Origin of the sequence: Natronolimnohabitans sp. A-GB9 (assembly GCF_030848565.1) — an archaeon.
In the GTDB taxonomy this organism is placed as follows: domain Archaea; phylum Halobacteriota; class Halobacteria; order Halobacteriales; family Natrialbaceae; genus Natronolimnohabitans.
In genome coordinates this window covers 1-25912 of the sequence record NZ_JAVDDV010000030.1, presented here as the reverse complement: position 1 = coordinate 25912, position 25912 = coordinate 1, and the positions used below count along the sequence as shown (strand labels likewise).

The window sequence follows — 25912 nt, the reverse complement described above, 5'->3', positions numbered from 1 at the left end:
TACCTTAAATCTCGGTTCCGGTGTCACTCCCTCACACAAAAAATAAGATATTCGACATTTTGTGGTCGAATATCTCCCGTACGCAAGATACTTACAAACACCCGTTTCAGTTGTGATATGGCGTTCGAACAGCCACTCGACCGGATAGCGCCGAGCGTGTCCGAAGCCGTCTCGCTCGAGCGCGAGCGACAGGAATCGACGCTCGGAATGATCGCTTCGGAGAACCACGTCTCGACGGCTGTCCTCGAGGCACAGGGAAGCGTGTTGACGAACAAGTACGCCGAGGGGTATCCCGGTGGCCGATACTACGGCGGCTGTCAGCACGTCGATACGGTAGAGGAACTGGCGATCGAGCACGCGACAGAGCTCTTCGAGATGGACCACGCGAACGTCCAGCCCCACAGCGGGACACAGGCCAACATGGGCGTCTACTTCGCGGTCCTCGAGCCGGGGGATACGATCCTCTCGCTGTCACTCTCCCACGGCGGGCACCTCTCACACGGCCACAACGTCAACTTCTCGGGCCAGCTCTACGACGTCGAGCAGTACGAGGTCGACCCCGAGACGGGCTACATCGATTACGACGACGTCGCACGGCAGGCCCGCGAGGTCGAGCCCGACATGATCGTCAGCGGGTCGTCGGCGTATCCCCGCGAATTCGATTACGAGCGGATCCGCGAGATCGCCGACGACGTCGACGCCTACCACCTCGCGGACATCGCCCACGTGACCGGACTTATTGCGGCCGACGTCCACGCGTCGCCGGCCGAACACGCCGACTTCGTGACCGGGAGCACCCACAAGACGATCCGTGCCGGGCGGGGCGGGCTCATCATGTGCGACGAGGAGTACGCCGACGACATCGACTCGGCGGTGTTCCCCGGCGCACAGGGCGGTCCGCTGATGCACAACGTCGCCGGCAAGGCAGTCGGCTTCAAAGAGGCCAGAACCGACGAGTTCCGGGCGTACGCCGAAGGAGTCGTCGCGAACGCGAAACGACTCGCTGACGTCTTCGCCGAACGTGGGCTCTCGCTGGTCAGCGACGGGACCGACAAACACCTCCTGCTCGTCGACCTGCGTGACTCCCATCCCGAACTGACGGGCAAGGAGGCCGAAGCGGCCCTGAGCGACGTCGGAATTATCGTCAACAAAAACACCGTCCCAGGCGAGACGCGGTCGCCGATGGTGACCAGCGGAATCCGCGTCGGGACGCCGGCGATCACGACCCGCGGCCTCGAGCAAGCGGAGATGGAACTCATCGCCGATCTCATCGTCGACGTCTTGGACGATCCGGACGACGCTGCCGTCGCCGATCGCGTCTCGTCGCAGGTCGACGAACTCTGTGAGTCGTTCCCGATCTACGAGTAATATACTAGCGTAGCTACTGATACTGCCAGACAGCACTATTCGACGATCGCGCGAGCCACAGGGCGCATACAGGCCGTGGGGCCCGCCAGTGTGGCTCTCGAGCGATCAGCCCACACTGCCTGTCAGCGGCTACGATAGCTTTTCAGGCGTTGTAGACACGCTGTACTCGGCTCCTGGATCCGCAAGGCGTCTCATCACGATATAATTCGATTGTTCGTCTTACACCTCGCCTCGACACCGACAGCGACGGAACGGGTGACAGGGATCGAGACCAGAAGGAACAGAGAGCGACGAGCACGGGGCAGCACTGACGATAGGTGGCAGCTCGGACAGCTACTGCACGTCAGTCCCGGCACACCCGCGACCGCCCTGCGGTCGTGTCGGAAACCGGTACAGAGCGGAGACTCGTATCAGTCGTCGGATGGATCGGGAACCTCTCGTTCGCTACGCTCGGGCTCGAGCGAGGGCAGCGAAACGTCGTCCTCGTCGCGGAGGAACAGCGGTCTGTGATTCCCGAAGGAGACGATCATCGCGACGACAGCGATCAGAGCGATCACCGAGAACGGGCCGCCGGTGATGATCGCGGCCTGCTGCAGGGCGTCGACACCGCCGGTGACCATCAGCAGCGACGCGAGCGCACCGATGAGAAAGCCCCAGATGACGCGGTTGATCGTCGACGGCTGTTCGGCACCGCCGGTCGTCAGCATGCCGAGTGCCAGCGTCGAGGAGTCGGCCGACGTGACCAGGAACGTCGTCACGAGCACGAGGAACAGGAACGTAAGCAGCCCGCCAAGCGGCAACGCCTCGAACAGCGGGTAGCCCGACCCGGCCTCGGTCAGTTCACCGACGACGGCGAGGATGTCGGCCTGACCGTTGTCCTGCAGGAAGATGGCGGTGCCACCCATCGTAGCGAACCACGGGATCGTGACGCCGGTCGAGGCGAGGACGCCCGTGACGGCGACCTGTCTGACCGACCGACCCCGGGAGATGCGCGCGATGAACAGCCCGACGAACGGCGTCCAGGAGAACCACCACGCCCAGTAGAAGATCGTCCAGCCGCCGACCCACTCGGCGACGCCGCCGCCGGCGGCCTGTTCGGAGCCGGTGTAGAAGCTCATCGTGACGAACTGGTTGATGTAGCCGCCGAGTGCCTCGGTACCGACGGACATGATGTACGTCGTCGGGCCGAGGATGAACGTCGCGACGGTCAACAGGGCAAACAGCCCCATGTTGAAGTACGAAAGCCGGCGAATGCCCTTGCGAAGGCCGAGCGCGACCGAGATCGTGAACACGACGGTCAGTCCCGTAATGACGAGGACCGTCCCGAGGTCACCGACGCTCGCCCCGGTGGTCCACTCGACGCCGACGAGGAACTGGCTGCCGACCAGTCCGAGCGTCGTCGCGACGCCACCGATGGTGGCAAACACCGCGAGGATGTCGATGAGTTTCGCGATCGGGCTGTCGAGGTTGTCGATGCCGACCCACGGAGCGATCACGGTCGAGATGCGAAGCGGCGCGTCGTAACGGTAGGCGAAGTACGCGATCGGCAGCGCCATCACGACGTAGGCGGTCCACGCCGAGAGCCCCCAGTGGAAGAACGTATACTGGATCGCGCCGACGGCCGCACCGGTCGACTGTGCTTCCGCATCGACGAACGGCGAGACGGCGTCGTAGTGGAAGATCGCCTCGGCGGGCCCCCAGAAGACGATCCCGGCGGCGATCCCCGCGGAGTACAGCATCGCGAAGTACGCGGGAAAGGAGAACTCGGGTTCTTCGTCCTCTTCACCGAGTTTGATGTTCCCCCAGGGACCGAATATCAGGAACCCGACGAACGCGACGAGGACGAACATCGCGACCAGGTACCACCAGCCTACGGTCGTCCACAGGAAGTCGTTTGCACCACCCATATACGTCGACGCCGACTCCGGTCTGAGGATAAAGGCGAGTACCGCCACCGTAGCGACGACGAAACTGATCACGAACACCGGAGTGTCGAGTTCGTCGACGAACCGCCCGATCGGTCCGTTTTGCTCTGATTTCGCCATTGTCTATCACCGATCTCCGAGTAGTCGTCGCCGGTGGGCAGCGACCTGCCACCACCGTTCGAACGGTTTCTGTGCCGGGTCCTCCGCGCGCTCTGTTGGCCGTGTCGTCCGCTCTCTCGTATCGATCATTGTTAGTTACTACCTCTCATGGGTTGTCTTGCGTATCGGTTATAAATTTATTCTCTCATCTAACATCGAACAGGTTCGGGTAACTAGGAAACCCGTTATTCGACGGTATGGAGGTGGTTTCCACGACATGATGCCGTGTTGATCATCTGCGGTTGACGTCCTCGACGACGTATCCCTCGGCTTCGAGTGCGTCGATGATCGCGGCGGCGTGTTCGATGCCGCTGGTCTCGATCTGGAACACCAGATACGCCTCGCCGACGGTGAGATCCTCGACCGCGCGGTCGTGCCTGACGGTGTGAATGTTGGCGCCGTGGTTGGCGATAATGCCCGAAATCTCGTCCATCTTCCCGGGCATGTCGTCGATTTTCACGCGCAGGCGCAGGATCTGTCCTCGCTCCGTAAGCGCGTGGATCAACACGGTTCGGAGCATCGTCATATCCAGGTTCCCGCCGCCGAGGACGGGCATGACGGTCTCTCCGCTGACGTCGAGTTGATCGCTCAGGATCGCCGCGACCGGAGCGGCGGCAGCACCTTCGACGACCTGTTTCGCTCGCTCGAGCAACAACAGGACGGCGTTTGCGATCGCCGTATCGGAAACGGTGACGACCTCGTCGACGTGGGCCTCGATGAGCTCCAGTGTTAGCTCCGAGATCCCGCCGGTCGCGATACCGTCGGCGATGGTGTCGACCTCCTCGAGTGTGACCGGGATCCCCTTGTCGAGGCTCTCGTGGACGGTCGCGGCACCCTCGGCCTGAACCCCGACGACGCGCGTCTCCGGTGAGAGGTGGTCGAGTGCAGTGGCGACGCCACTGATCAGCCCGCCACCGCCGATGGGAACGACGACGGTGTCGACGTCCTGGCAGTCCTCGTACAGCTCGATGCCCAGCGTTCCCTGTCCGGCGACGATGTGTGGGTCGTCGTACGCGTGGACGAATTCGCCGTTTCCGTCGGCCGCATACTCTTGGGCGTACGCCATCGCCTCCTGGAAATCCTGGCCGACCAACTCGACTGTCGCACCGTAGCTCCGCGTCGCGTCGATTTTGGCCTGCGGGGCGTGTTTCGGCATCACGATCGTCGAGTCCGCACCGCAGTTCGTCGCCGCCAATGCGACACCCTGGGCGTGGTTGCCCGCGCTCGCGGCGACGAACTCCTCGGCGCCGTCGTCGACCGCCTGTCTGATCTTGTTGTACGCCCCTCTCGTCTTGAACGAGCCGGTCCACTGGAGGTGCTCCATCTTCAGGTACACCTCGGCGTCGACCATCTCGCCAAGCGACGTGCTCTGCTCGACCGGCGTTCGCTTGACGACCGTCTCGTCCGTCAGGCGCTTACGTGCCTGCTCGATATCCTCGTACTGTACCACTCGCTCTCGTTCTGTTGTTTCGCTCATATATTACTGAAATGAAAGGGGTTGTCGGCCGCTATCGGATGATCTTGTCGCGGCCAGGGTCGAACAGCGGTTCGTCGCGAACCGTCGCGTCGTAGCGCTCACCTTCACAGTCGATCCGGACCGACGTTCCGGCCTCGGCGTACTCGCTGGGCAGGTACGTGTAGGCGATCGACTCACCGACGCTGTAGCCGTAGTCGCCGCCCTGGACGTAGCCGACGGCCTCGCCGTCTTTGTACACCGGGCGACCGCTCAGCATGACATCGGTCGAATCGTCGAGTGTCAGACAGGCGACCTCGGTGTCGATACCGGACTCCGTTGTCTCGACGAGAGCGTCCTTGCCGATGAAATCGGTGTCCAGATCGACGGCAAAGGGGATGCCGGCGGCGAACGGATCGACGTCGGTGTCGACGTCCGTTCCCCACAGCCGGAACCCTTTCTCGAGGCGCATCGACTCGAGGGCGCCGGCGCCCATCGGTCTGACGTCGAGATCCTGGCCGGCCTCCCAGAGGGTCTCCCAGAGCTTCCGGCCGTACTCGCTTGGGGCCCACAGCTCCCAGCCGAGTTCGCCGACGTAGGAGACCCGGAGCGCGATCACCGGGACGTCGCCGACGTAGAGTCGTTTACAGCTGAAGTAGGGGAAGCCGTCGTTGGAGACGTCCGCCTCAGTGACACGCTGGAGCAGGAGCCGCGAGTTCGGTCCCCAGAGACCGACGGTACACTTCGCGGACTCCTCGACCGTGACGGAGACGGTTTCGGGTGCGTGGTTCTCGAGCCAGGAGCCGTGGATCCCCGGCGAGTTGCCGCCACCGGTCGTCACCATATACTCGTCGTCGTCGAGTCGGGCGACGGTGAGGTCGGCAAGAATCGTTCCACCCTCGTTCAACATCGTCGTATACCGCACCTGGCCGACGTCGATGTCCATGTCGTTGCTACAGACCCGCTGGAGGAACGCGCCGGCGTCGCTCCCCTCGACCATGATCGAACTGAACGTCGTCATGTCGAACATGGATACGTTCTCGCGGGTGTGAAGGTGTTCGGCGCCCTCGATCGGCGAGCGGTTGATCCCCTGCCAGCCGTCCTGGTCGGGGATCTGATCCTCGTACGTCGAGACCAGGTCGGCGTTGTGTTCGTACCACTGGGGCGTCTCCCAGCCGCCGCTCTGGTAGAACTCGGCACCGAGGTCCTGCTGGTGGTCGTAGAACGGACTCACGCGTAGCCCGCGATGGTCGTCGGGTTGCCAGCGGGGTTCGACGATGCTGTACACCTGCTGGTAGCGCTTGCCGCCGCGGTCGGTAAAGTACTCCTTGCTCCCGGCGTGGGGTTCGAACCGGTTGACGTGGATTCCGCTCGTGTCGACGGGTCCGGAGGGAAGCCGCGGGACGCCGTTTTCCATCCACTCCGCGAGGATCTTTCCGTAGCCACCGGAGTGAGTCCACCAGATCGCCAGCCCGGTCCAGAGCCCGTCGATCGCTGCAGTCTCGCCGATCACCGGCATCCCGTCGGGCGTGTAGACGAAGATCCCGTTCTCGGTGACGCGGAAGTCAGTCCCCTGAGTCGCGGGCAGCAGTTCGTCGAACGCCTGCTGGGGCGACTTGTCGCGGTTCGGGTGGGTCGCTTCCGTCCAGTGTTCCTCGGTGAAGCTATGGACCGACGCCTGACTCTCCTCGCCGTTGGTCCCCATCTCGTCGGGATCGACGACCAGCGGCTCGTGGTTGTACGAGCCGAGACCGTAGCCGTCGCCGTGGGTCCGGAAGTACAGCGAGTTGTCCTGATCACGACCCACCGGCCGATCCGGGGGTTGGGCCATGAACTCGGTGATCTGGCGATCACCGGGCACCTCGAGACCGGCGGTCGCGTCGCCGATCGACGTCTCGTTGTCCTGGAGCTCCTCGAGCGGTTCCGTGACGACGTACTGGTGTTCGACCGGCGCGATCGGGAGATCGAGGCCGACGAGCTGGCCGGTCTGGTACGCCCAGTTGTTCGTCGCGAGAACGCACCGATCGCACTCGATACGGCCGTTGTCGGTGACGACGGCCTGTACGTTGCCGCCGCTGGCCTCGATGTCCGTCACCTCGGTGTTGCCGAAAAAGCGGGCCGACGACGTCTCGATGTACCATTGTAGCGCGTCCGTGCCGGCCACTTGCCCGTCGGTCGGCGAGTAGTAGCCGCCCAGAATCTCGTCCTCGTCGACGAGCGGGAAGTGTTCGGACACCTCCTCGGGCTCGAGGAGCTGTGGTTCCGGCAGTCCGTAGGAGGTCGCCCACTCGACACGGCGCTGGAGGAAGTCCATCCGTTCCTCCGAGCGGGCGAGTTCGATCCCGCCGACCTCGGTGTAGACGCCCGCGTCTTTGAGCAGACGGCTCGTGTAGTGGGCCGTCTTGGTCTGGATCTTCGACGGCGACGTCTGGAACATGATTCCCGGGGCGTGTGTCGACGAGCCGCCGGTCACCGGCAGCGGTCCCTGATCGACGACGACCACGTCTTCGGCGCCGAGTTCCGTCAGGTGGTAGGCGACACTACAGCCGACAGCCCCAGCACCGATGATCACTGTCTCGGCTCTCGAGGGGAGGCTCTCTGTGCTCATGTGATATACACACACATGACAGGGTATGTCCTATAAGTATACCGCTCACTTAAGTGACGTCGCGAATGCGGCACATTCTGCAGTGTGTCCCCATCCACAATTAGCAACGTATCTGATAGCTTTTGGAATCACGCTGCCGGACGGGGCGACGCTCGAGCATGCCCGCACCGCTTGCGGCGGTCAGGGAAGCGAGACGTCGACGTCCGTCTGCAGGCTCGCCGCCGTGATCGTATTGTACAACAGCATCGTGATCGTCAGCGGACCGACGCCGCCGGGCACGGGCGTGATCGCGTCGGCGACCCGGCTGGCGGAGTCGAACTCGACGTCGCCGACGAGTTCGTACCCCTTCTCGGTGTCGGCGTCTACGCGGTTGACACCTACGTCGATCACGGTAGCACCCTCGCCGATCATCGAGCCATCGACGAGTTCGGGTACACCAGCGGCCGCGACGACGATATCCGCGCGGCGGGTCTTCTCAGCGAGGTCCTCCGTCCGCGAGTGACAGATCGTCACCGTCGCGTTGCCGTCGTCTGCCTTCTGGATCAACAGGTTGGCCAGTGGCTTGCCGACGATGTTCGAGCGGCCGACGACGACGACGTCTTTTCCGGCCGTCTCGACGTCTTCCGCCTCGAGCAGCTTCTGGATCCCGTGGGGCGTACACGGTTTGAACCGCGGGTTTCCGGTGACCAGCCGACCGACGTTCTCCGGATGGAAGCCGTCGACGTCTTTCAACGGATCGATCCGCTCGAGGACGGCCCGTCGCTCGACGTGGTCGGGAACCGGGAGCTGGACGAGGATGCCGTGGACCGATGGATCGGCGTTTAACTCGTCGATACGATCGAACAGCGCGTCGGCAGCTGCGTCCGGCTCGAGTTCGTGATGGATGCTCTCGATGCCGAGGTCGGCACAGGCCTGGCGTTTCATCGAGACGTACGTCTCGCTGGCACCGTCGTCGCTCATCAGGACCGTCGCCAGCCCCGGCGTCACGCCGGCGTCAGCGAGCGTCTCGAGACATGGTTCCAGGTCCGCAGTGATTCGGTCTGCGATCTCGTTACCGTCGATGATCCGTGTCATAGCTGAGTTCGCGCCGCTGCGAGCGCAGGTGTCTCGAGTACGCGAGGGGAGACGACCCGTTACCACGACCGTTACCGACGCCGTCGCTCCTCGAGACGGAACCCACGGGCTCGCAGCGACGCCGGCTAGACGATTTCGGAGGGGCGTAATCAATCCAGGTGCTGACCGCTGTCGTCGGACGCGAGACCAACGATCCTCGAAGCTACTCGCCACGCGAGCCACTCGCTCGAGGGGATTTCGGCGACGATCACGCCGTACTGATATATACACCAGTAGTATTCGCGATCTAGATATATCCGGCTGCGGTCCGTCATCCAAACTGGCACCGCACAGTGGTGCCGGCGGCCGGGACAGGGAGCGTCCGACTGACCAGTACCGACGCCTCGGGTCCTCATACGGATTGCTGTAACGATTTACCGGCGCAACCGCAGCCCGGGTCGCGGTTGCGCCGGTAACGACGTACAGTAGTCCGTATCATACACCGAATCACATGCCGAACGACACGACGGTCTACTGTCGTCACGTGCCGCCGACCCCATGTGGCGACCGGCGGGACAGCGGGACGGTAGTCCGTAACAACTCCCGTCTCGGTCCGTACGACACCGTCGATGAAACGTGTTCTCAAGGTGTAACGGTCCAAACAAGACGAGCCACACTGTAGTATACTGCCGGACAGCACTATCGTGAGCGTTCGGCGCTTCCGTTCAGTGACTGCTGTCCGATAGTATAGCAGACAGTATCAGTCCGAACTCGAGTACCACGCAAAAGGTGTGTGCTATGGGAGCAGTTGTCTGTGCGAGGTGATCGGGATCGCGGTTGAACCGCGGCTCTACGAGAGCACGCGTTCGCGCTCGGGATCGTACAGCGGTTCCTCGCGGACCGTCGCGGTGTAGCGTTCGCCCTCGTGGAGGATTTCGACCTCGGTTCCGGGCTCGGCGTACTCGGGCGGGAGGTAGGTGTAGGCGATACAGGCGCCGACGGTGTAGCCGTACTCGGCGCTGTGGACGTAGCCGAGCGTCTCGTCGCCATCGAGCACGGGCCGGTCTTTGAAGACGACCGCGTCCTCGTCCTCGATGGTCAGACAGGCGACCTTGTGGCGGAGGTTGTCGCCCTCAGCCGCCTCGACGACCGCTTCCTTGCCGATGAAGTCGGTCTCGAGGTCGACGGCGAAGCTCAGGCCGGCCTCGTAGGGGTTGTGTTCAGTATGGAGGTCCTCTCCCCACAGCCGGAAGCCCTTCTCGAGACGCAGGGAGTCGAGCGCGCCGTTGCCGTAGGGCCGGAGGTCGTGTTCCTGGCCGGCCTCCCAGAGGATCTCCCAGAGCTGTTCGCCGTACTCACTTGGCGTGTACAGCTCCCAGCCGAGTTCGCCTGCGTAGGAGACCCGCAACGCGGTGACCGGGACGTTCTTCACGAAGATCTCCTGGGAACTGAAGTAGGGGAACGCGTCGTTCGAGAGGTCTGCGCGGGTGACCGTCTCGAGTACCTTCCGGGCGTTCGGCCCCGTGAGGACGAACGACGAGAGCTTCGACGTGACGTCGCGGACGACGACGTCCTCGGGCGCATGCTGGCGGATCCACGCGAGGTGGTTCTGTCCGACTTCGCGGCCGGTCGTCAACACCAGATATCTGTCGTCGTCGAGTCGGGTGACGGTAATGTCGGCACGAACCCCGCCGTCTTCGTTACACATGAGCGTGTAACGGACCTGGCCGACATCGATGTCCATGTCGTTCGTACAGAGGTACTGGAGGAACTCCCCGGCACCCTGGCCGCTGATCTCCATCTTGTTGAACGAGGTCATGTCGTGGAGGCCGACGGCGTTGCGGACGTGCAACGCTTCGGCGCCCTCGATCGGCGACCAGTACTTCGCTTCCCAGCCCTCACGGTCGGGAATCTGATCGCCGTACTGGGTCAGCAGGTCCGCGTTCGAGTCGAACCACTGTGCTTCCTCCCAGCCGGCTTCTGCCCACAGTTCGGCCTCGAGGTCTTTCAGTTTGTGATAGACCGAGCTCCGGCGAATGTCGCGCTGGTGGTCCGTCCAGGTCCACTTGGGGTGGACGATGTTGTAGACGATTCGGTACTCCTCGCCGCCGATGTCGCGGGCGAAGTCCCAGCTCCCCTCGTGGGGCTGGAAGCGGTTGACGTTACAGTGAGAGAGGTCGATCGTCCCCTCCGGCAGGCGCGGGACGCCGTTTTCCATCCACTCGGCGAGTGCCTTCCCGGCGCCGCCGGCGTGGGTTACCCAGATCGCCGCCGCAGACCAGAGACCGTCGTACTCCGCGACCGGCCCCATCACGGGCAGTCCGTTGGGCGACTCCGCGAACATCCCGTTGTACTTGTGCTCGAGTTCCCTCCCCTCGGTAGCGGGCAACAGTTCGTCGCTGGCCTCCCGGGGCGCCTTGTCCGGGCGGTCGGGGTGGGTCGCGTTGTTCATGTGGTAGTCGGAGAACTCGTGGACCGACCCCTGCTCGCCGTCGTCCTCGTTGCCACCGAGCTCCTGGGGATCCGGGACGAGCGGCTCGTGGTTGTACGAGCCGATCCCGTAGGCGTCGCCGTGGGTCCGGAAGTACAACGCATTGTCCTGATCCCGGAGGATCGGCCGGTCCGGATCCGCGAGGAGCCGGTCGGCCTTCTCGCCGGAGACGTCCCGGTAGTTTTCGTAGACCGGGTCGTCGGAGACGTCCTGGTGGCTCTCGGCGAGTTCCTCGAGGGGCTCGGTGATCGTGTACTGGTGTTCGACTGGGGTCACCGGCAGGTGGACGCCGAGTTGCTCGCCGAGCTGGCGTGCCCAGATGTTCGTGGCGATCACGACCTCGTCGCACTCGATCTCGCCGTGTTCAGTGACGACCGACTGCACCTCGCCGTCGTCGACCGCGACGTCCTCGGTTCGCGTGTGGGGGACAAAGCGCGCGCCCTGGTCCATCGCGGCCTCGGCCAGTGCCGCACACGCCTTTACGCCGGAAACCTGGCCGTCGGTCGGTGAGTAGTAGCCGCCCTGGATGACGTCGCTATCGACCAGCGGTAGCTTCTCCTCGACTTCCTCGGGCGAAAGGAGCTGTGGATCCGGAACTCCCCAGGCCGTCCCTCGCTCGACACGGCGCTGGAGGTACTCCATCCGTTCGTCCGTTCGTGCGACCTCGATACCGCCAGTCTCGCTGTACAGTGAACTCCCGTCCTCGTCCTCGAACTGCGAGTACAGTTTGCGGCTGTATCTCGCGAACTTGGTGAGGACCTTGTCGTCTGCGGTCTGGAACATGATCCCCGGCGCGTGACTCGAGGAGCCGCCGGTCGTCGGCAACGGCCCCTGGTCGACGACGACCACGTCGTCGCGCCCGAGTTGGGTCAAGTGGTACGCAGTGCTGCACCCGACGATACCGGCGCCGACGATGACGGTCCCGGCTTCGGCCGGCAGACTATCGTGTGTGTTCATAACTGACAGTGCGATATGCCGGGGACGGACGGATATATTTATCGCTCACTCCACTGATTTCCAACAACGCATCACATACTCGAGAGGTAGAGTTTCAGCGGTCGATGGGAGTCCCCGACAGAAATAACAGTGATATCAGTGTTATTCTATCGGAGTCGCTGCGACGAACGCTCCGGGACGGTGGTCGGTCACCGGTGGTCGGGACGCTCGAGGTCCCGATCGGCGACAGTCGACAGCAGATCGACCAGCGCGTCGGCCGCCAGTTCGAGCAGTTCCTCGCCCAACGCCGCACTCGCCTCGCGCGGATCGCCGACGACGCCGTTCTCGGTGAACTCCGCCGAGTCGAACGCGAGGTTGACCCGCCCCTGCCAGTCGCCCCAGCGATCGCTCCCGTTCTCGGCGGCCTCCTCGAGACGGTCGTCGTCGACGGCATCGGGAACCGCGTGTTGAAGCAACGCCGTCTCGAGGGGCCCGCCGTGGCCCATCCGCGAGCTGTGGTCGCCGACCTCGTCGAACCACGTAAACGGGACGGCGTAGGCGTCGTCGTGGCGTGAGATCTGACCGGCGACGTCCCGCAACGCGGCGGTGTTCCCGCCGTGGCCGTTGACGAGGACGACCCGGTCGAATCCGTGATGAGAAAGGCTCCCGACGATATCGCGGACGTACGCTTTGAACGTCGACTCCGACGTCCAGAGCGTGCCGGTAAACTGTCTGTGTTCCTCCGCGATACCGACCGGGACCGACGGTGCGACGACAACCGGGTCGTCGTAGCGCTCCGCGGCCGCGTCCGCGACCGTCTCGGCGTTGAGCGTGTCCGTTCCCAGCGGTGCGTGTGGTCCGTGCTGTTCGGTACTCCCGATCGGGAGCAACGCGAGATCCGTTTCGGTTGCGTCGACCGCCGTCCAGGTTGCGCGCTCGAGGTGCATACACCCGACCTCTCGGCGCGATCGCATAAAAACACCTCCTCGAACGGGCCGAAGGAATCGCATCGTCCGGCAGTATTACATGCCCCGACCACGGGTTCAACGAGTATGGAGTACGAGAGCGTTACGCATACGACGGCCGAGCGCCGGCTTGGCCGCCTGCCGTCCGGAACCGACGTCTCGGTGACCGTCCACCGATACGAGGGGGGGACGGGTCCGACCGCGTACGTACAGGCCGCACAGCACGGGATCGAGTTAAACGGGACGGCTGCGTTACGCCGACTCCACCACCATCTGACGACGACGGAGCTCGCCGGAACGGTGATCGCCGTTCCGGTGGTCAACTCGCTGGCGTTCGACCACGGATCCTACGTCACACCACAGGCAGTCGACGCGGTCAACCCGAACTGCAATCGGGTGTGGCCGGGCGACGAGGACGGAACGCTACAGGAGCGGGTCGTCGCCCGACTGTGGGAACTACTCGAGACGGCAGACGTCGTCATCGACCTGCACACCGGGACACCGGACATGCTCGAGCACGTACGATTCCAGCCCGACGATCGCCAGTCCCGGAGCCTGGCGGCGACGTTCGGAACCGAGTACCTGCTGACCGATACGTCGGCCGATCCCGAGACGAACGACGAGGAGTTTCAAGGGAAGCTTCGTACGGCGGCCGCACGGGCCGGGATTCCGGCGATCGTTCCCGAACTCTCGAACAGCCGGCAGGTCGACCACGACGCGGCACGCCGGGGCGTCCAGGGAGTTCGGAACGTCCTCGGTGAACTCGGATTACTGCGCGAGGAGCCGGATCCGACGCCATCACAGACGATCCTCCGACACGACGAGGGCCGTATCGGGACGGACCGGTCCGGGCTCTTCGAGCCGAATCCGTCGGTTACGGTCGGCGATTACGTGACCGCTGGAACCGAACTCGGGACGGTGTACTGTCCGGCGACGTTCGAACAACGCCAGTGTGTGACGGCGAGCGACGACGGCGTCGTCTACTCGCTGACGCGGGAGTCCGTCGTGACGGCCGGCGAAAAGGTCGCCTGTATCGCCGAGCGAACGTCTGACGAACGAACCCCGGCGTAGCACCGTCAGCAACCGGCGTTCGATACGCTCCATTTGAAGGGGTGAACTATTCCCCACGTAGTCTTATCCCCACTGCTCGGCAGGATACCAGTATCATGGGAGTTAGTGCCTCGATTGGGATACTCTCGCAAACAATCGAGCGATACGAGGCGGACAACGGCGAGATCCACCGCGTCGACGCGACCGTTCGTGACGATACCGACGGGCCGAGCGTTTCGGTCGACGTCGCCGTGCCACTGTCTACGGGACGGTCGACCACCGACTCGACGCCGGCGGACGTAACGATCGACGACGACGGCGGTCTCAGACTCGAGTTCCCGCCGTCGGTCGTACCGGCTATCGACGAGTACACGCCCGCAGACGTCTCGAGCGTACAGGACGGAGCGACCGTCACCGCGGACGGAACCGTCCTCGTCACGTTCACGCTCGGCCTCGAGGAGGAAACGGAGCGAACCGCCGCTGCGGTGACGAGCGGCGAGGACGAAACGAGCGATGACGACACAGAAGCGTCGCAAGCGGGTCAGAACACACCACTCGAGTCGCTCGAGAACGCGGCGGCGAACGACGACTGGGAATCGCAAGCGGAGGCGAGTACGAACGAATCCGACGACCGATCCGCGCCGGACTCGGTCGACGAGGGCGAAAGCACGGACGACGCCGCAATCGACCCCGAAATCGAACGCGCGCTCGCGACTGCACGCAACGAAGACCTCCCACCGTACGACGACGTCGAGTACCTGCAGTGTCTGTACGACTCCTTCGAGACGTTTACCGCGATGGCAAAGGCACTCGAGATGGACGTCGCGTCCGAGACCGTCCGCCGGTACATGATCGACGCCGGCATCCACGAGCCGGCGTCCTACGACACGCCCACGCCCGACGACGCAGCGTCCGATGCCGAGTCGGAGTCGAAACGAACGGACGACGTGGACGTCGACGGCACGACGGCGATCGACGACCCGGCCGAACCCACGGCGGAGAAACAGCTTGTCGCGGACGGGATCGGACTTCCCGAAGACGTCGAGATCGGCGCATTGCTGGACGCACTCGAGACGTCCATGACGTTACACGACGTCAGTCGGCAACTCGATCTCGAGCGTGAACGGGCACGGGACCTACTCGAGCAGTTGAACCTGATCGACCTCGTCGTGAAACGCGTCTACGCGTCGGACGACCCCGGACGTCGGCCAGACCGAGACGAGATCGTCGATCGGATCCGCGAGAGTGCGACCCTCGAGTAATGTGTGTCGTCGTACTTCCGGACAGCAGTCAATAAACCGTCGGTCGCGACGTCGCGGCTGTCCCCGTGGGTGACGGCCGCAGTAGCGCGACCGATCGTCGAATAGTTCTGTTCAACAGTATGAATAGTGCTGTCCGGTAGTATATCAGTCGCCGATCGAACACCACCGAGTCCTCGGATCGGTCGATCGAACCCCTCTCTGCGGTGAATCGATCGACCACTTATATTTATGTTCAATATCACAGGTGAACCGTTTTGGGGAACTGTTGTGTTGATGCTACCGTATGACACGATGGGACGACTCACGGACACAGAACGTGAGTGATGATATCACCGACGACACGAACGCGCTGCCGGCAAAGTACTTCACCGAGGAGGAGATCTTCGAGATGGAGAAGGACAAGGTGTTCGGGCAGTACTGGATCTACGCGGGCCACGCCAACACGATCTCCGAGCCCGGCCAGTTCTTTACCCGGACCATCGGCGATCGCCAACTGATCATCGTTCGGGGCGAGGACGGCGAGGTCAAGGCGTTCGACAACGTCTGTGCCCACCGCGGCTCGAAGATGGTCGAGGACACACCCATGACCGACCCCGGCGAAGGAAGTCGAATCCAGTGTCCCTACCACCTCTGGACGTACGATCTGGACGGCAAACTCAGGAGCACGCCCAAGAGCTTCGAAGAGGCGAGCCTGAACCCCGACCTCGAGGACGAGGAGGTCCAGGAGTTCGATTGCGAGACCAACGGCCTCAACGACGTCCACGTCGATACCATCGGGCCGCTGATCTTCGTCAACCTGAGCGACGATCCACTGTCGCTTGCCGAACAGGCCGGCGTCATGAAAGACCGCCTCGAGGCCCTTCCACTCGAGGAGTACGAACACGCCACCCGAATCGTCTCCGAGGTCGAGTGCAACTGGAAGGTGTTTGCGAGCAACTACTCGGAGTGTGACCACTGCCAGGCCAACCACCAGGACTGGATCGAGGGCATCGCACTCGACGAGTCCGAACTCGAGGTCAACGACTACCACTGGGTGCTCCACTACACTCACGAGGCCGACGTCGACGACGAACTGCGCATCCACGACGAACAGGAAGCCCAGTTCCACTACCTCTGGCCGAACTTCACGGTCAACATGTACGGCACCGCCGACGGCTACGGCACTTACATCATCGATCCCATCGACACCGATCGGTTCCAGCTCATCGCCGACTACTACTTCCAGGACGGCGAACTCTCCGAGGAAGAACAGGAGTTCGTCCGCACGAGCCGCCAGCTCCAGGAAGAGGACTTCGAACTCGTCGAGCGACAGTGGGAGGGCTACAAGACGGGCGCACTCGCCCAGGCCCAGCTGGGTCCGAACGAACACACCGTCCACCGCTTCCACCAGCTCGCCCAGGAGGCCTACGACTCGTGATCGCAAGCCACACACGATCGACACCGCATCAGTTCCGTTCGACGACTACCAACCCCCACAACAGCACGAACCCATGAGCACACACGACCAGGAATCACGAGATCAGGCATCGTACGTCGCATCCTGTCCGGAGTGTGACGTCGATCTCCGGACCGAAACGCCCAACGAGATCGTCGCGTTCTACCGCCGTCACTACCGCGTGACGGGCCACGAAGTACAGATCGAACACGCCCAGCCGGAAATCGACACGGACGTCACAGGCGACGGCCTCAAAGACGTCGTCGGGCAGCTACAGGACCAGTACGAAAACGGCGTCCCGTTTGGCGTCGTTGCAGCGGTGATGAGCGAGCGCGGACAGTCGATCGGCGAAACGTTAGACGAGATCCACGAGGTGCGGATGACCGGGAGCCTCTACGAGCCACAGGACGATCACCTCGGTGCGTTCTGACGGTTTCACCGGAATCGAATACGGTAAGCGATAGAAGCGCAGCTGCAGTACACCGTCGCGATTAGTCCTCGTTCTCGTCAGCACCCCACCTGTCGTCCGGATCGACGGGTTCGACGGCCCGAACCAGTTCGTCTTCGGTATAGTCGCGGTCCTCGAGTCGCATACTCCGCACGCGCCACTGTTGGCTCAACTCCGGCTCTTCCTCGGGACCGACGCGGGCACCGTGTGTTCGGAAGAACGCACCGTCGCGGCCGAGTCGTGCACCCTCGTAGGTGTGTTGATCGAAGGCGACGTCGTACCTCCCGCCGGGCTCGAGTTCGTCGACAGGGTGGTCGTATCGAGGCTCACGACCTTCCTCGTGGGCGGCGACACGCTCCGCGGAGAGTTCGCCGAAGTAATCGTCTGCGTGTGCAGATTCGCGCGACGACGGCGCACGGGCGGCCGCCAGCGCGGCATGGACCGCACAGAGTCGTCCGCGCCAGGAGTCTTCCGACCACCGCTCGCGGGCCAGTTCCTCGTAGCGACTCACCGTAAGTGCGACCTGGTGGCCGGCACGCAGGTCTTCGACGACGTAGAGGTTGATCCGGTCCCAGAAGTTCCAGGCGTATCCCGAGCGAACCAGCTCCCAGGCGGCCCACGCCGCGACCTCCTCGTCCGATCGACGAACCGCCTTCTGGAGAAGACTCGAGACGGCGTATCGGTTCGCTCCCGACTTGGTCTCGTTCTCGCCGAGTTCCTCGCCGAAGTCGTTGACTGCGTCGGACTCGGAGTCGTCTGCCTCGGTCGCGTCACCCTCCTCGTCGGTCTGCAACTCCCCGCCGGAGCCGAATCTGGTCTGTTTTCCGTCGTCCATACACGTCTTTCCCGTCGGTCGACGGAAATAGCTGACTGCTCCGAACTGGAGTCGGAATCGTATGGGAATACTACCGGACAAAACAATGCACATACCGATCGCACGGCCCTCGTGCAATCGGGTGCACACTGCCGTTCAGTGGCTACGCTAGTCCGCACCGGCGGAAAACACGTGCCCACACCCCTCACACATCGGTTCGGATCGCTCGTACGGTTCGACCATCGTCCGTTCGCAGTTCGGACATCGCATCGGCACGTGTTGTCGCAACTCGACGGCGGATAAGCGTCGGTGTGATAAATGACGGGGCGTTATACCATCACACGCAGTCGGATCCGGAAAGCAACGAGCACGGTGCTCGAGCGGGCAAACGAGATCGAGCGTGATGCGTAATACTGTTGGACAGAACGATTCGACGATCGGTCGCGCGACTGCGGCCGTCCCGACGGTGGCGGTCGCGAGTTCGCGACCGACGGCTCACTGACTGCTGTCCGACAGTATAAACGATCGACATCCCCTTCCGAAAACGACCGTCTCGGCGGCTGTCGTTGCCCGTCATATAATGGTCTTCGATATACCTGGTTAACCCTTTTCCCAAATTGGGTCAATTGTGGTACTGTATGACGCAATGGGACAGTGCCCAGGCGAAGTCAGTGAGTCCAGACATCACGGAGAAAACGAACGCGTTGCCAGCGAAGTACTTCACCGAGGAAGAGGTCTTCGAGACGGAAAAGGAGAAAATCTTCGGCCGGTACTGGATCTACGCGGGTCACGGGAACACCATCTCCGAGCCCGGCCAGTTCTTCACCCGGACCGTCGGCGGGCGCGACCTGATCGTCGCCCGTGACGAAAACGGCGAGGTGCGTGCCGTCGAGAACGCCTCGGATCGCGACGGCGCGCCGATCGTCGGCGACGTGGCGATGACCGATCCCGAACGCATCGATCCGAACGACCTCGACGACCTCGAGGACGTCCACGTCGACAGCATCGGACCGCTGTTCTTCGTCAACCTGAACGACGATCCAATGCCGCTTGCCGAACAGGCCGGCATCATGAAAGACCGCCTCGAGGCCCTTCCACTCGAGGAGTACGAACACGCGTGTCGCATCAGTTCGGAGGTCGAGTGCAACTGGAAGGTGTTCGCAAGCAACTACTCGGAGTGTGACCACTGCCAGGCCAACCACCAGGACTGGATCAAAGGCATCGCACTCGACGAGTCCGAACTCGAGGTCAACGACTACCACTGGGTGCTCCACTACACCCACGAGGCCGATATCGACGACGAGTTGCGTATCCACGACGAACGGGAAGCCCAGTTTCACTACCTCTGGCCGAACTTCACGGTCAACATGTACGGCACTGCCGACGGCTACGGCACCTACATCATCGACCCCATTGACACCGAACGGTTCCGACTCGTCACCGACTACTACTTCCGTGACAGCGACCTTTCCGAGGAAGAACGGGAGTTCGTCCGCACGAGCCGCCAGCTCCAGGAGGAGGACTTCGAACTCGTCGAACGGCAGTGGCAAGGACTCAGAACGGGCGCACTCGCCCAGGCCCAGTTGGGTCCGAACGAACACACCGTCCACCGCTTCCACCAGCTCGCCCAAGAGGCTTACAACTCGTAGGTGGTTTACCGATTTGTGGACGTTCGGACGTCGACGAATCCGTGATCCGTGTACGGGAGTGGCCGGTTACGCTGTCTCTCGGTCAACGATCGGATTCCGTAACAGAAGTGAGCTTTTTATATAATATATTATATGGTGAGTTTTATCGGATGTTGTGTACAGCTATAGTAGCCACTGCAAGTCATTGCACACCTGATCGCCAGACGGATCAGCGATCAGTGTGTAAACCGTTTCAGTTGTTACCATAGTGATAGGAGACAGCCGGATGGAGCGGAGACCGTTACGATATCACTGTTCGTCAGTCGTCCCGTCCGGTCGAACGGTCAGGACGGGAACCGGTGCCGTCCGGACGACTGCATCGGTCACGCTGCCGACGAGTGCACGCTCGAATCCGCCACGACCGGCGGTTCCCATCACGATCAGGTCGATGTCCTCCGTCTCGACGTAGTCGACGATCGCTTCGGCTGGTTTGCCGTCTCTCGTCGCCATCACGACATCGAGACCGCGGTCCCGGCCGCGAGTGGCGAGCGCATCGAGATGGGACTCGGCCCGTTCGTAGAGCGCGCTCGAGGGATCGATATCGGTGTCCGAGACGGTCACGAGGGAGTTTGCGAGGTCGCCGTCGACCACCGAGAGCAAATGGACGGTCGCCTCGAGTCGGTCTCCGAGCGTGAAACCACGCTGGATCGCTGTCGTCGCCGGCTCGCTGCCGTCGGTCGGACAGAGTACCGAATCGAACGTGGCTGCAGTTGTGTCGGCTGCCTCTGGAGTGATCGTTACGACGGGGACGGGAGCAGTGCGGACGACTTTGTCCGCGACGCTGCCGACGATCGCACGGGCAACCCCGCCACGACCGGATGTCCCGATGACGATACCGTCGAGTGCCTGCTCGTCGGCATAGCGGACGATTTCCTCGGCCGGAATCCCTTCGCGGACTGTGGCCGTCGCATCGAGGCCACGGTCTGTGGCGCGTTCCCGGAGCGACTTCGCACGAGCGTCGGCCCGTTCACGAAGGCGAGAGCGGATCGACGCCGAATCACCGGAGTATCCAGCCCCGGTCGCAACGGAGCTGTCCGCAACCGAGAGCACGTGAACGCTCGCTTCCAGTTGTGCTGCGAGGTCGAAGCCACGGTCTGCGGCGGCTTCGGCCGGGTCGCTTCCGTCCGTTGGAATTAGCAGTGTATCAAATGTCATGGGTGGTCAGTCGTCCGTTTTCGACGACGTTACGTCATCGCCCGCAGGCACCGTGCGCTCGAGTTGGCCGGTCTCGTAGCCCGCCCAGTCGAACTTCTCCTGGAAGTAGATGGCGACGTTGACAAGTGCCAGCAAGACGGGTACTTCGATCAGTGGGCCGACGACGGTCGCGAAGGCAACACCGGAGCCGACGCCGAAGACGGCGACGGCAACGGCAATCGCGAGTTCGAAGTTGTTCGAGGCGGCGGTAAAGCCGATGGCAGTCGTCGTCGAGTAGTCCGCACCGATACCCCGCCCCATCGCGAAGCTTACGAGGAACATGACGACGAAGTATATCGTCAGCGGGACGGCGATCCACAGCACGTCGGTCGGCTGGGCGACGATCGCGTCCCCCTGTGTGGCGAACATCACGACGACGGTAAACAACAGCGCGATCAGCGTCAGCGGGCTAATCGTCGGGACGAACTCCTCTTCGTACCACCCCTCGCCTTTCGAGTGGACTCCACCCAGCCGGGTGAGGATGCCGCCGGCGAAGGGGATCCCGAGGAAGATCGCGATCGCCCAGAACACCTGCCCTACGGTGATGTCGAACGCGTCGATGCCGGCGACCAGCGCGTCCATTCCCAAAAGCGGCGGCAAGAACAGCGCGAAGAACCAGATGTACACTCCGTAGGTGACGATCTGGAAGATGCTGTTGAACGCCACTAACCCCGCCGCGTACTCACTCGAGCCGTCCGCGAGGTCGTTCCAGACTAGCACCATCGCGATACAACGGGCCATCCCGATGAAGATCAGCCCAAGGAAGTACTCGGGACGAGCGGGGAACCACGGGACGATCCCGCTAAAGAAGACCACCGCGAGAACGAACATCAGCGTTGGCCCGATGAGCCAGTTCTGCACCAGACTCAGCGAGAGGATACGCCACTTCGAGAACACCCGCGGCAGTTGGCGGTAGTTGACCTTCGCCAGCGGCGGGTACATCATCGCGATCAGCCCGATCTCGACGAGGTGGTACTCCTGGATCGGCTCGACGACGCCCGGCGCGACGTATCCGAGGCCGACGCCGATCCCCATCGCGAGGAAGATCCAGACGGTCAGATACTTATCGAGGACGTCCATCGACCGCGGGTCGCCACAGTTCGGACAGCCACAATCCGGTCCGTGTTCGTGATCGAGATCACTCATTACCGATCCCCTCTTCGAGGCCGATTCGTCCAAACGCCGATTCGACGTTCCATCGGTGGCGTCGTTTCAGTGGTCATCCTTTCTCCTTCTCCTTATTCCGAAGCAGCGATGACATCGAGCTGAACGGCAGCGCCGCCGGGAAGCGAACAGACGCCGATCGTCGTTCGCGGCGGGTACTCCCCATCGAACCGGGACTGGTACACGCCGTCCACGACGTCCCGAGTAGCCAGATCGGTCAGTTGAACCTCCACTTTCATCACGTCCTGCAGATCCAGGCCCCTCGCGGCGAGGACTGCCTCGAGTCTGTCGAAACTGGTCTCCGCTTGCGCTTCGATTGAGCAGTCGCTCAAGATCTCTCCGTCCGTCTCCGGAAGAATCCCCTCGAGGAAGACGAGATCGGAGTGACCGGTCCGCTTTCCGAACGCACCGGTGTGTTTCGATCCCTCACGCTGGCTCTTACTCTCGCTACTCAACGCGGTCCGTGACGACTTTTCGTTGACCGGTTCGCCCATACGACATCTGAACATCTGCTCAGTTATAAATATGGCTATCATCTCGTGCTATCGGATCTGAATTCGCACAGGCGAGGAAAACGATAGCATCGAACGTGGCGTTACCGTGATCCGTCGAGAACGGTCAGCAGCGCACTTGCCCGGCTGGTTGCACGGTATTTTCGCCATCGTCCCTCTTTTCGTTTCGTCACGAGTCCTGCATCGGAGAGCGTAGAGAGAGCGTGGCTCACAGCACTGTTGCTGACGTCGACAAGCGGCGTGAGTTCACAGACACAGAGTGGCTCGTCGGCTTCGACGAGGAGTCGGACGAGTCGGTATCGCGTCTCGTTGCCGAGTGCGGATAGCGTTTGAACGTCACTCGAAACGATGTCCCCATCGAGCGTCGACTCGAGTTCGTCGAGTTCGTCGAGTCGCTCCTGGAGGTTTTCATCGCGACACTCACCGAGTTCGTCCTCGAGATAGCGCTGGAGTCGATCGTCCGTTTCTGACATTAGCTTCAATTGCAGACTCGTTCAGATAAGTATTCCGGCAGAGTCCACCAAAGAGCATCGGCATAGACGACCATTCACTCGTTCTTTACAACGAAAGCAACGATCACCACTACTTCCTCTCGCAGCTGGGTCAGCAGATCGATCCGCAAATACTTTGAGCCAGTCGCTCACCCAACACTTCTGCTGTTCTCGGCGGACGCACAGACAGCTACTGGAAGCTTCCGGTGATTAGCTGGTAGAGCGCAGCAATGGTCTCGCGTACAACACATATCAGCAGAACATCACTCTCATCGATGTCCACGAGATTTTATATGAGAAGTACGAGAATACCGATGTATGTACGATCTCACTGGGTTCCAGCGCGATTTGCTGTACGTAGTTGCTGGACAAGACGAACCACACGGGCTCGCGATCAAAGACGAACTCGAGAACTACTACGAAAAGGAGATCCATCACGGACGGCTGTACCCGAACCTGGATACGCTCGTCGACAAAGGGCTCATCGAAAAAGGCTCCAGGGATCAGCGAACCAACGTCTACTCGGTCACCCGGCGCGGAACCCGGGAAATCGAGGCACGACGGGAGTGGGAAAATCAGTACGTCGAACTCGAATGAGCTGTTCGAATCGACGAATCACGCGCGGTTCCGGACGCGAAGCTACGCCAACTAAATTTCGAGCGACGATGGGCGCTCGAGACTGACTGCCGAATTTTCCGAGGTTGACCGCGAACTACTGCGGTTCCGATTGGCGCCGTTCCTCGAGAACGAGTTCGGCGACCCGTTCGGGATGTTCGTTCGCGAGTCGAAGAACCGCGTCGTGTATCTCACGCGTCTGCTCGTCGAGAACCGAAGCTTCGGCGAGTTTCGGAACGATCGTCGTCCGGATCGCGTTCTCGAATTCGTCGACCGTTTCACTGCGAGCATAGAACGGCTTCTGCTGGACGTCACTGTATTCGAACGCCGGTCCGATTTCGGCGGGTGAGACCGACTCTGACTCTGACTCTGACTCCGCCTTCGCGGCCGAGCCGTCAGTAACGTCGTCATCGGAACGACTCGTGTCCGACTCCCCGTTCGGACTCGAGGAGTTCTCCGGCGGCGAATCGCTGGTCTCAGATTCCGAGTCCCCATCCAGAGGGGTTCCGGTCGCTGCAGTGGTATCGGTCGTGTTCGCTGCATCGGCCGTATCCGACTGAGCAGACGTATCCGCCGATTCGATCGGTTCAGAGTCGTCGTCTTTGAGATCGTCGAACGGATTACTCATCGCTCGACTCCCCCAGCAGCGACGATTTCGGCGAGTTCCTCGTAGCAGGCGATCTGGTCGTTCTCCGGATCGTAGTCCTGGAGAGGTTGGCTGTGTTGTAGCGATCGTGACAGCGCCGACCGGTGACGAATTCCTGGCTTCGGTGGTGCCATCTCACCGGCATCGATCGCGTCGAACTCCTCGCCCGTGATCCGGGCGAAGTCCGGCACCGCCTCCTGTAACTGTTGCCCCGGGTTCACCTCGTAGGTCGCGGTGTTTAAGTTCTCGAGCAGTTCCCGGTCCTCGGTCCGGTGATCGATCCGGTCACCGAGTTTGTTCGGGACGACCGCAAGGACATCGACGTCGATGTACTCCCGAGCCGGTTCGATCAGCCGTTCCATCGTCCGCTTGTAGCCACCGATCGCACTCGAGCCTGGTTCGATCGGGATCATGACGTTCCCCGTTGCAACGAGGGCGTTGTTGTTGAGCATCCCCGGATACGCCGGACAGTCGAAGACCACGTACTCGTACTCGTCGCCGAGTAGGGGATCGACAATCTTCGATTTGATACGCGCCGATCCCTGCATCGCGCCCGCAAGCTCCTTCTCGACGTCCTCGAGGGTGTCCGAGGAAGGGAGCAGATCGAACCCATGTTCGGTCGATCGGATCAGGTCGTGTGGTGTCGCGTCACCTTCAAGGATAACGTCTCCGAGATCGACCTCGTCCTGATACGCAGCCTCGAAGCCGAGGCCATTCGTCGCATGACCGTTCGGATCGAGATCAGCGAAGAGGGTCGTTCCACGCTCGGCGAGCTGGCGCGCGAGATTCATCGAGGTCGTTGATTTGCCGACACCACCTTTCAGGATGACCACGCTAACGGCACGTGGTTCAGTTGTCGTAGCTTCCATTGGTAAGTCACTCACATTATTCGCGATAGGAACCTATTGTTACGTGGTTTCCCATTACAGATGTTGTGACTATCTTTTGTTCTATCTTCTTAATTCTACCTACTGTATCCTGAGTAGGGCAGGTAGTAACAGTAGCTACAATAGGTACAATAGGTACCTTACCTGCCTCACCAACTACACCTATTTAACCTATTGTAGACGGAGTGCTGACTGTGGCTGACACAACTATTTTCTCGGTTTTACAGAGTTACCTATACAACAGACAGCGCTGAAAGGTCGTGCAACCCTTTTCCATCGATGGATTATGAATAAGAGGGACGACTCAGCTATAACTCGACAGGGGAGAAGACAGGAGTCCACGGAGAAAAGGCATACAGTCGAGTTTCGTATAGAGCTCCGTTAGTTCGTACCGAACGATTTCGCGAACACATGTATCACAGATATCACAACCGCCAGACTCATACTGACGGACAGCAGTCAGTGAAACATCGGTCGCGAATTCGCGGCTGTCACCGCCGGCAACGGCCGCAGTAGTGCGACCGATGGTGAATAGTTCTGTCCGCCAGTATCAAGAGAATCGAAGAATGGAAGCGTTCCGTAGTTCTTGCATAGAGTAGCCACTGAACGGCAGTGCGCACCCGATCGCGCGAGGGGCGTGCGGGTCGATACGACCACCGGAGCGCCCCGCGAACTGGCAAGCGGGGACCGGCGTGACCCGTGAGCCGGACGATCGGTGTGCAAACAGGTTCAGTTGTTACTATAGATC

General features: G+C 61.9%; 20 protein-coding genes. 7 read left to right on the top strand and 13 right to left on the bottom strand.

Going from position 1 to position 25912, the window contains the following annotated elements:
- The first annotated feature begins 117 nt into the window (after positions 1–117).
- A complete protein-coding gene (glyA, locus tag RBH26_RS19670) occupies positions 118–1368 on the top strand; it encodes a serine hydroxymethyltransferase (RefSeq protein ID WP_306760073.1) in 1251 nt (416 codons plus the stop codon).
- 410 nt (positions 1369–1778) lie between these two features.
- On the opposite strand, the gene RBH26_RS19665 is transcribed toward glyA, so the two are convergent.
- The 6 genes from RBH26_RS19665 to RBH26_RS19640 all read right to left on the bottom strand — a co-directional run bounded on the left by RBH26_RS19665 (position 1779) and on the right by RBH26_RS19640 (position 12940).
- On the bottom strand, positions 1779–3413 hold the full coding sequence (locus RBH26_RS19665) for a BCCT family transporter (protein ID WP_306760072.1): 1635 nt from the start codon (positions 3411–3413) through the stop codon (positions 1779–1781).
- A 271-nt stretch (positions 3414–3684) separates the two neighbouring features.
- On the bottom strand, positions 3685–4929 hold the full coding sequence (gene ilvA / locus RBH26_RS19660) for a threonine ammonia-lyase (RefSeq protein WP_306760071.1): 1245 nt from the start codon (positions 4927–4929) through the stop codon (positions 3685–3687).
- A gap of 31 nt (positions 4930–4960) precedes the next feature.
- The gene (locus tag RBH26_RS19655; protein ID WP_306760070.1) at positions 4961–7513 is read right to left on the bottom strand and encodes an FAD-dependent oxidoreductase; all 2553 of its coding nucleotides are present in this window, start codon (positions 7511–7513) and stop codon (positions 4961–4963) included.
- A gap of 180 nt (positions 7514–7693) precedes the next feature.
- The gene (locus RBH26_RS19650; protein ID WP_306760069.1) at positions 7694–8587 is read right to left on the bottom strand and encodes a bifunctional methylenetetrahydrofolate dehydrogenase/methenyltetrahydrofolate cyclohydrolase; all 894 of its coding nucleotides are present in this window, start codon (positions 8585–8587) and stop codon (positions 7694–7696) included.
- Between the two features lie 829 nt (positions 8588–9416).
- Positions 9417–12014, bottom strand: coding sequence for an FAD-dependent oxidoreductase (locus RBH26_RS19645; protein ID WP_306760068.1), 2598 nt, complete (start codon positions 12012–12014; stop codon positions 9417–9419).
- A 188-nt stretch (positions 12015–12202) separates the two neighbouring features.
- The gene (locus RBH26_RS19640) at positions 12203–12940 is read right to left on the bottom strand and encodes a creatininase family protein (protein WP_306760074.1); all 738 of its coding nucleotides are present in this window, start codon (positions 12938–12940) and stop codon (positions 12203–12205) included.
- 105 nt (positions 12941–13045) lie between these two features.
- Here RBH26_RS19640 and RBH26_RS19635 point away from each other — a divergent pair, with 105 nt between their 5' ends.
- The 4 genes from RBH26_RS19635 (at position 13046) to RBH26_RS19620 (ending at position 17135) form a co-directional block, all read left to right on the top strand.
- Entirely contained in the window at positions 13046–14029 is a 984-nt protein-coding gene (locus tag RBH26_RS19635; protein WP_306760067.1) for a succinylglutamate desuccinylase/aspartoacylase family protein, read from the top strand.
- Between the two features lie 95 nt (positions 14030–14124).
- A complete protein-coding gene (locus tag RBH26_RS19630; protein ID WP_306760066.1) occupies positions 14125–15270 on the top strand; it encodes a hypothetical protein in 1146 nt (381 codons plus the stop codon).
- Positions 15271–15553: 283 nt separating this feature from the next.
- On the top strand, positions 15554–16687 hold the full coding sequence (locus RBH26_RS19625; protein ID WP_306760065.1) for an aromatic ring-hydroxylating dioxygenase subunit alpha: 1134 nt from the start codon (positions 15554–15556) through the stop codon (positions 16685–16687).
- A gap of 73 nt (positions 16688–16760) precedes the next feature.
- Positions 16761–17135, top strand: coding sequence for a hypothetical protein (locus tag RBH26_RS19620; protein WP_306760064.1), 375 nt, complete (start codon positions 16761–16763; stop codon positions 17133–17135).
- A gap of 61 nt (positions 17136–17196) precedes the next feature.
- Here the strand turns inward: RBH26_RS19620 and RBH26_RS19615 are convergent, their stop codons facing one another.
- Entirely contained in the window at positions 17197–17988 is a 792-nt protein-coding gene (locus RBH26_RS19615; RefSeq protein WP_306760063.1) for a hypothetical protein, read from the bottom strand.
- Between the two features lie 617 nt (positions 17989–18605).
- On the opposite strand from RBH26_RS19615, the gene RBH26_RS19610 reads away from it, so the two are divergent.
- Positions 18606–19616 carry an SRPBCC family protein gene (locus RBH26_RS19610; protein ID WP_306760062.1) on the top strand — a complete coding sequence of 337 codons (1011 nt, stop codon included), beginning with the start codon at positions 18606–18608 and terminating at the stop codon, positions 19614–19616.
- Positions 19617–19904: 288 nt separating this feature from the next.
- On the opposite strand, the gene RBH26_RS19605 is transcribed toward RBH26_RS19610, so the two are convergent.
- The 4 genes from RBH26_RS19605 to RBH26_RS19590 all read right to left on the bottom strand — a co-directional run bounded on the left by RBH26_RS19605 (position 19905) and on the right by RBH26_RS19590 (position 22998).
- Positions 19905–20810, bottom strand: a complete 906-nt coding sequence (locus tag RBH26_RS19605) for a universal stress protein (RefSeq protein WP_306760061.1) — start codon at positions 20808–20810, stop codon at positions 19905–19907.
- A 6-nt stretch (positions 20811–20816) separates the two neighbouring features.
- Entirely contained in the window at positions 20817–21995 is a 1179-nt protein-coding gene (gene arsB, locus RBH26_RS19600) for an ACR3 family arsenite efflux transporter (protein WP_306760060.1), read from the bottom strand.
- Between the two features lie 92 nt (positions 21996–22087).
- Positions 22088–22507, bottom strand: coding sequence for a RidA family protein (locus RBH26_RS19595; protein WP_306760059.1), 420 nt, complete (start codon positions 22505–22507; stop codon positions 22088–22090).
- 101 nt (positions 22508–22608) lie between these two features.
- Positions 22609–22998 (bottom strand): metalloregulator ArsR/SmtB family transcription factor, encoded by a 390-nt coding sequence (locus RBH26_RS19590; protein WP_306760058.1) that lies wholly within the window; start codon positions 22996–22998, stop codon positions 22609–22611.
- Positions 22999–23334: 336 nt separating this feature from the next.
- Between RBH26_RS19590 and RBH26_RS19585 the strand changes: the two genes are divergently transcribed.
- Positions 23335–23613: a PadR family transcriptional regulator gene (locus RBH26_RS19585; protein WP_306760057.1), complete on the top strand. Its 279-nt coding sequence runs from the start codon at positions 23335–23337 to the stop codon at positions 23611–23613.
- A 115-nt stretch (positions 23614–23728) separates the two neighbouring features.
- Here RBH26_RS19585 and RBH26_RS19580 read toward each other — a convergent pair whose 3' ends face one another.
- The gene (locus RBH26_RS19580; RefSeq protein ID WP_306760056.1) at positions 23729–24259 is read right to left on the bottom strand and encodes a hypothetical protein; all 531 of its coding nucleotides are present in this window, start codon (positions 24257–24259) and stop codon (positions 23729–23731) included.
- Positions 24256–25146: a ParA family protein gene (locus RBH26_RS19575; RefSeq protein ID WP_306760055.1), complete on the bottom strand. Its 891-nt coding sequence runs from the start codon at positions 25144–25146 to the stop codon at positions 24256–24258. The genes RBH26_RS19580 and RBH26_RS19575 overlap by 4 nt, the downstream gene beginning before the upstream one ends.
- Positions 25147–25912 lie beyond the last annotated feature (766 nt).

Bases quoted from the DNA above. Each gene is read 5' to 3' on its own strand.
- arsB (WP_306760060.1), bottom strand. From the start codon at position 21,995: ATGAGTGATCTCGATCACGAACACGGACCGGATTGTGGCTGTCCGAAC.
- RBH26_RS19585 (WP_306760057.1), top strand. From the start codon at position 23,335: ATGTACGATCTCACTGGGTTCCAGCGCGATTTGCTGTACGTAGTTGCT.
- RBH26_RS19630 (WP_306760066.1), top strand. From the start codon at position 14,125: ATGGGAGTTAGTGCCTCGATTGGGATACTCTCGCAAACAATCGAGCGA.
- RBH26_RS19575 (WP_306760055.1), bottom strand. From the start codon at position 25,146: ATGGAAGCTACGACAACTGAACCACGTGCCGTTAGCGTGGTCATCCTG.
- ilvA (WP_306760071.1), bottom strand. From the start codon at position 4,929: ATGAGCGAAACAACAGAACGAGAGCGAGTGGTACAGTACGAGGATATC.
- RBH26_RS19650 (WP_306760069.1), bottom strand. From the start codon at position 8,587: ATGACACGGATCATCGACGGTAACGAGATCGCAGACCGAATCACTGCG.
- RBH26_RS19620 (WP_306760064.1), top strand. From the start codon at position 16,761: ATGAGCACACACGACCAGGAATCACGAGATCAGGCATCGTACGTCGCA.
- RBH26_RS19640 (WP_306760074.1), bottom strand. From the start codon at position 12,940: ATGCACCTCGAGCGCGCAACCTGGACGGCGGTCGACGCAACCGAAACG.
- RBH26_RS19605 (WP_306760061.1), bottom strand. From the start codon at position 20,810: ATGACATTTGATACACTGCTAATTCCAACGGACGGAAGCGACCCGGCC.
- RBH26_RS19645 (WP_306760068.1), bottom strand. From the start codon at position 12,014: ATGAACACACACGATAGTCTGCCGGCCGAAGCCGGGACCGTCATCGTC.
- RBH26_RS19665 (WP_306760072.1), bottom strand. From the start codon at position 3,413: ATGGCGAAATCAGAGCAAAACGGACCGATCGGGCGGTTCGTCGACGAA.
- RBH26_RS19655 (WP_306760070.1), bottom strand. From the start codon at position 7,513: ATGAGCACAGAGAGCCTCCCCTCGAGAGCCGAGACAGTGATCATCGGT.
- RBH26_RS19590 (WP_306760058.1), bottom strand. From the start codon at position 22,998: ATGTCAGAAACGGACGATCGACTCCAGCGCTATCTCGAGGACGAACTC.
- RBH26_RS19625 (WP_306760065.1), top strand. From the start codon at position 15,554: ATGACACGATGGGACGACTCACGGACACAGAACGTGAGTGATGATATC.
- RBH26_RS19635 (WP_306760067.1), top strand. From the start codon at position 13,046: ATGGAGTACGAGAGCGTTACGCATACGACGGCCGAGCGCCGGCTTGGC.
- RBH26_RS19615 (WP_306760063.1), bottom strand. From the start codon at position 17,988: ATGGACGACGGAAAACAGACCAGATTCGGCTCCGGCGGGGAGTTGCAG.
- glyA (WP_306760073.1), top strand. From the start codon at position 118: ATGGCGTTCGAACAGCCACTCGACCGGATAGCGCCGAGCGTGTCCGAA.
- RBH26_RS19595 (WP_306760059.1), bottom strand. From the start codon at position 22,507: ATGGGCGAACCGGTCAACGAAAAGTCGTCACGGACCGCGTTGAGTAGC.
- RBH26_RS19610 (WP_306760062.1), top strand. From the start codon at position 18,606: ATGACGCAATGGGACAGTGCCCAGGCGAAGTCAGTGAGTCCAGACATC.
- RBH26_RS19580 (WP_306760056.1), bottom strand. From the start codon at position 24,259: ATGAGTAATCCGTTCGACGATCTCAAAGACGACGACTCTGAACCGATC.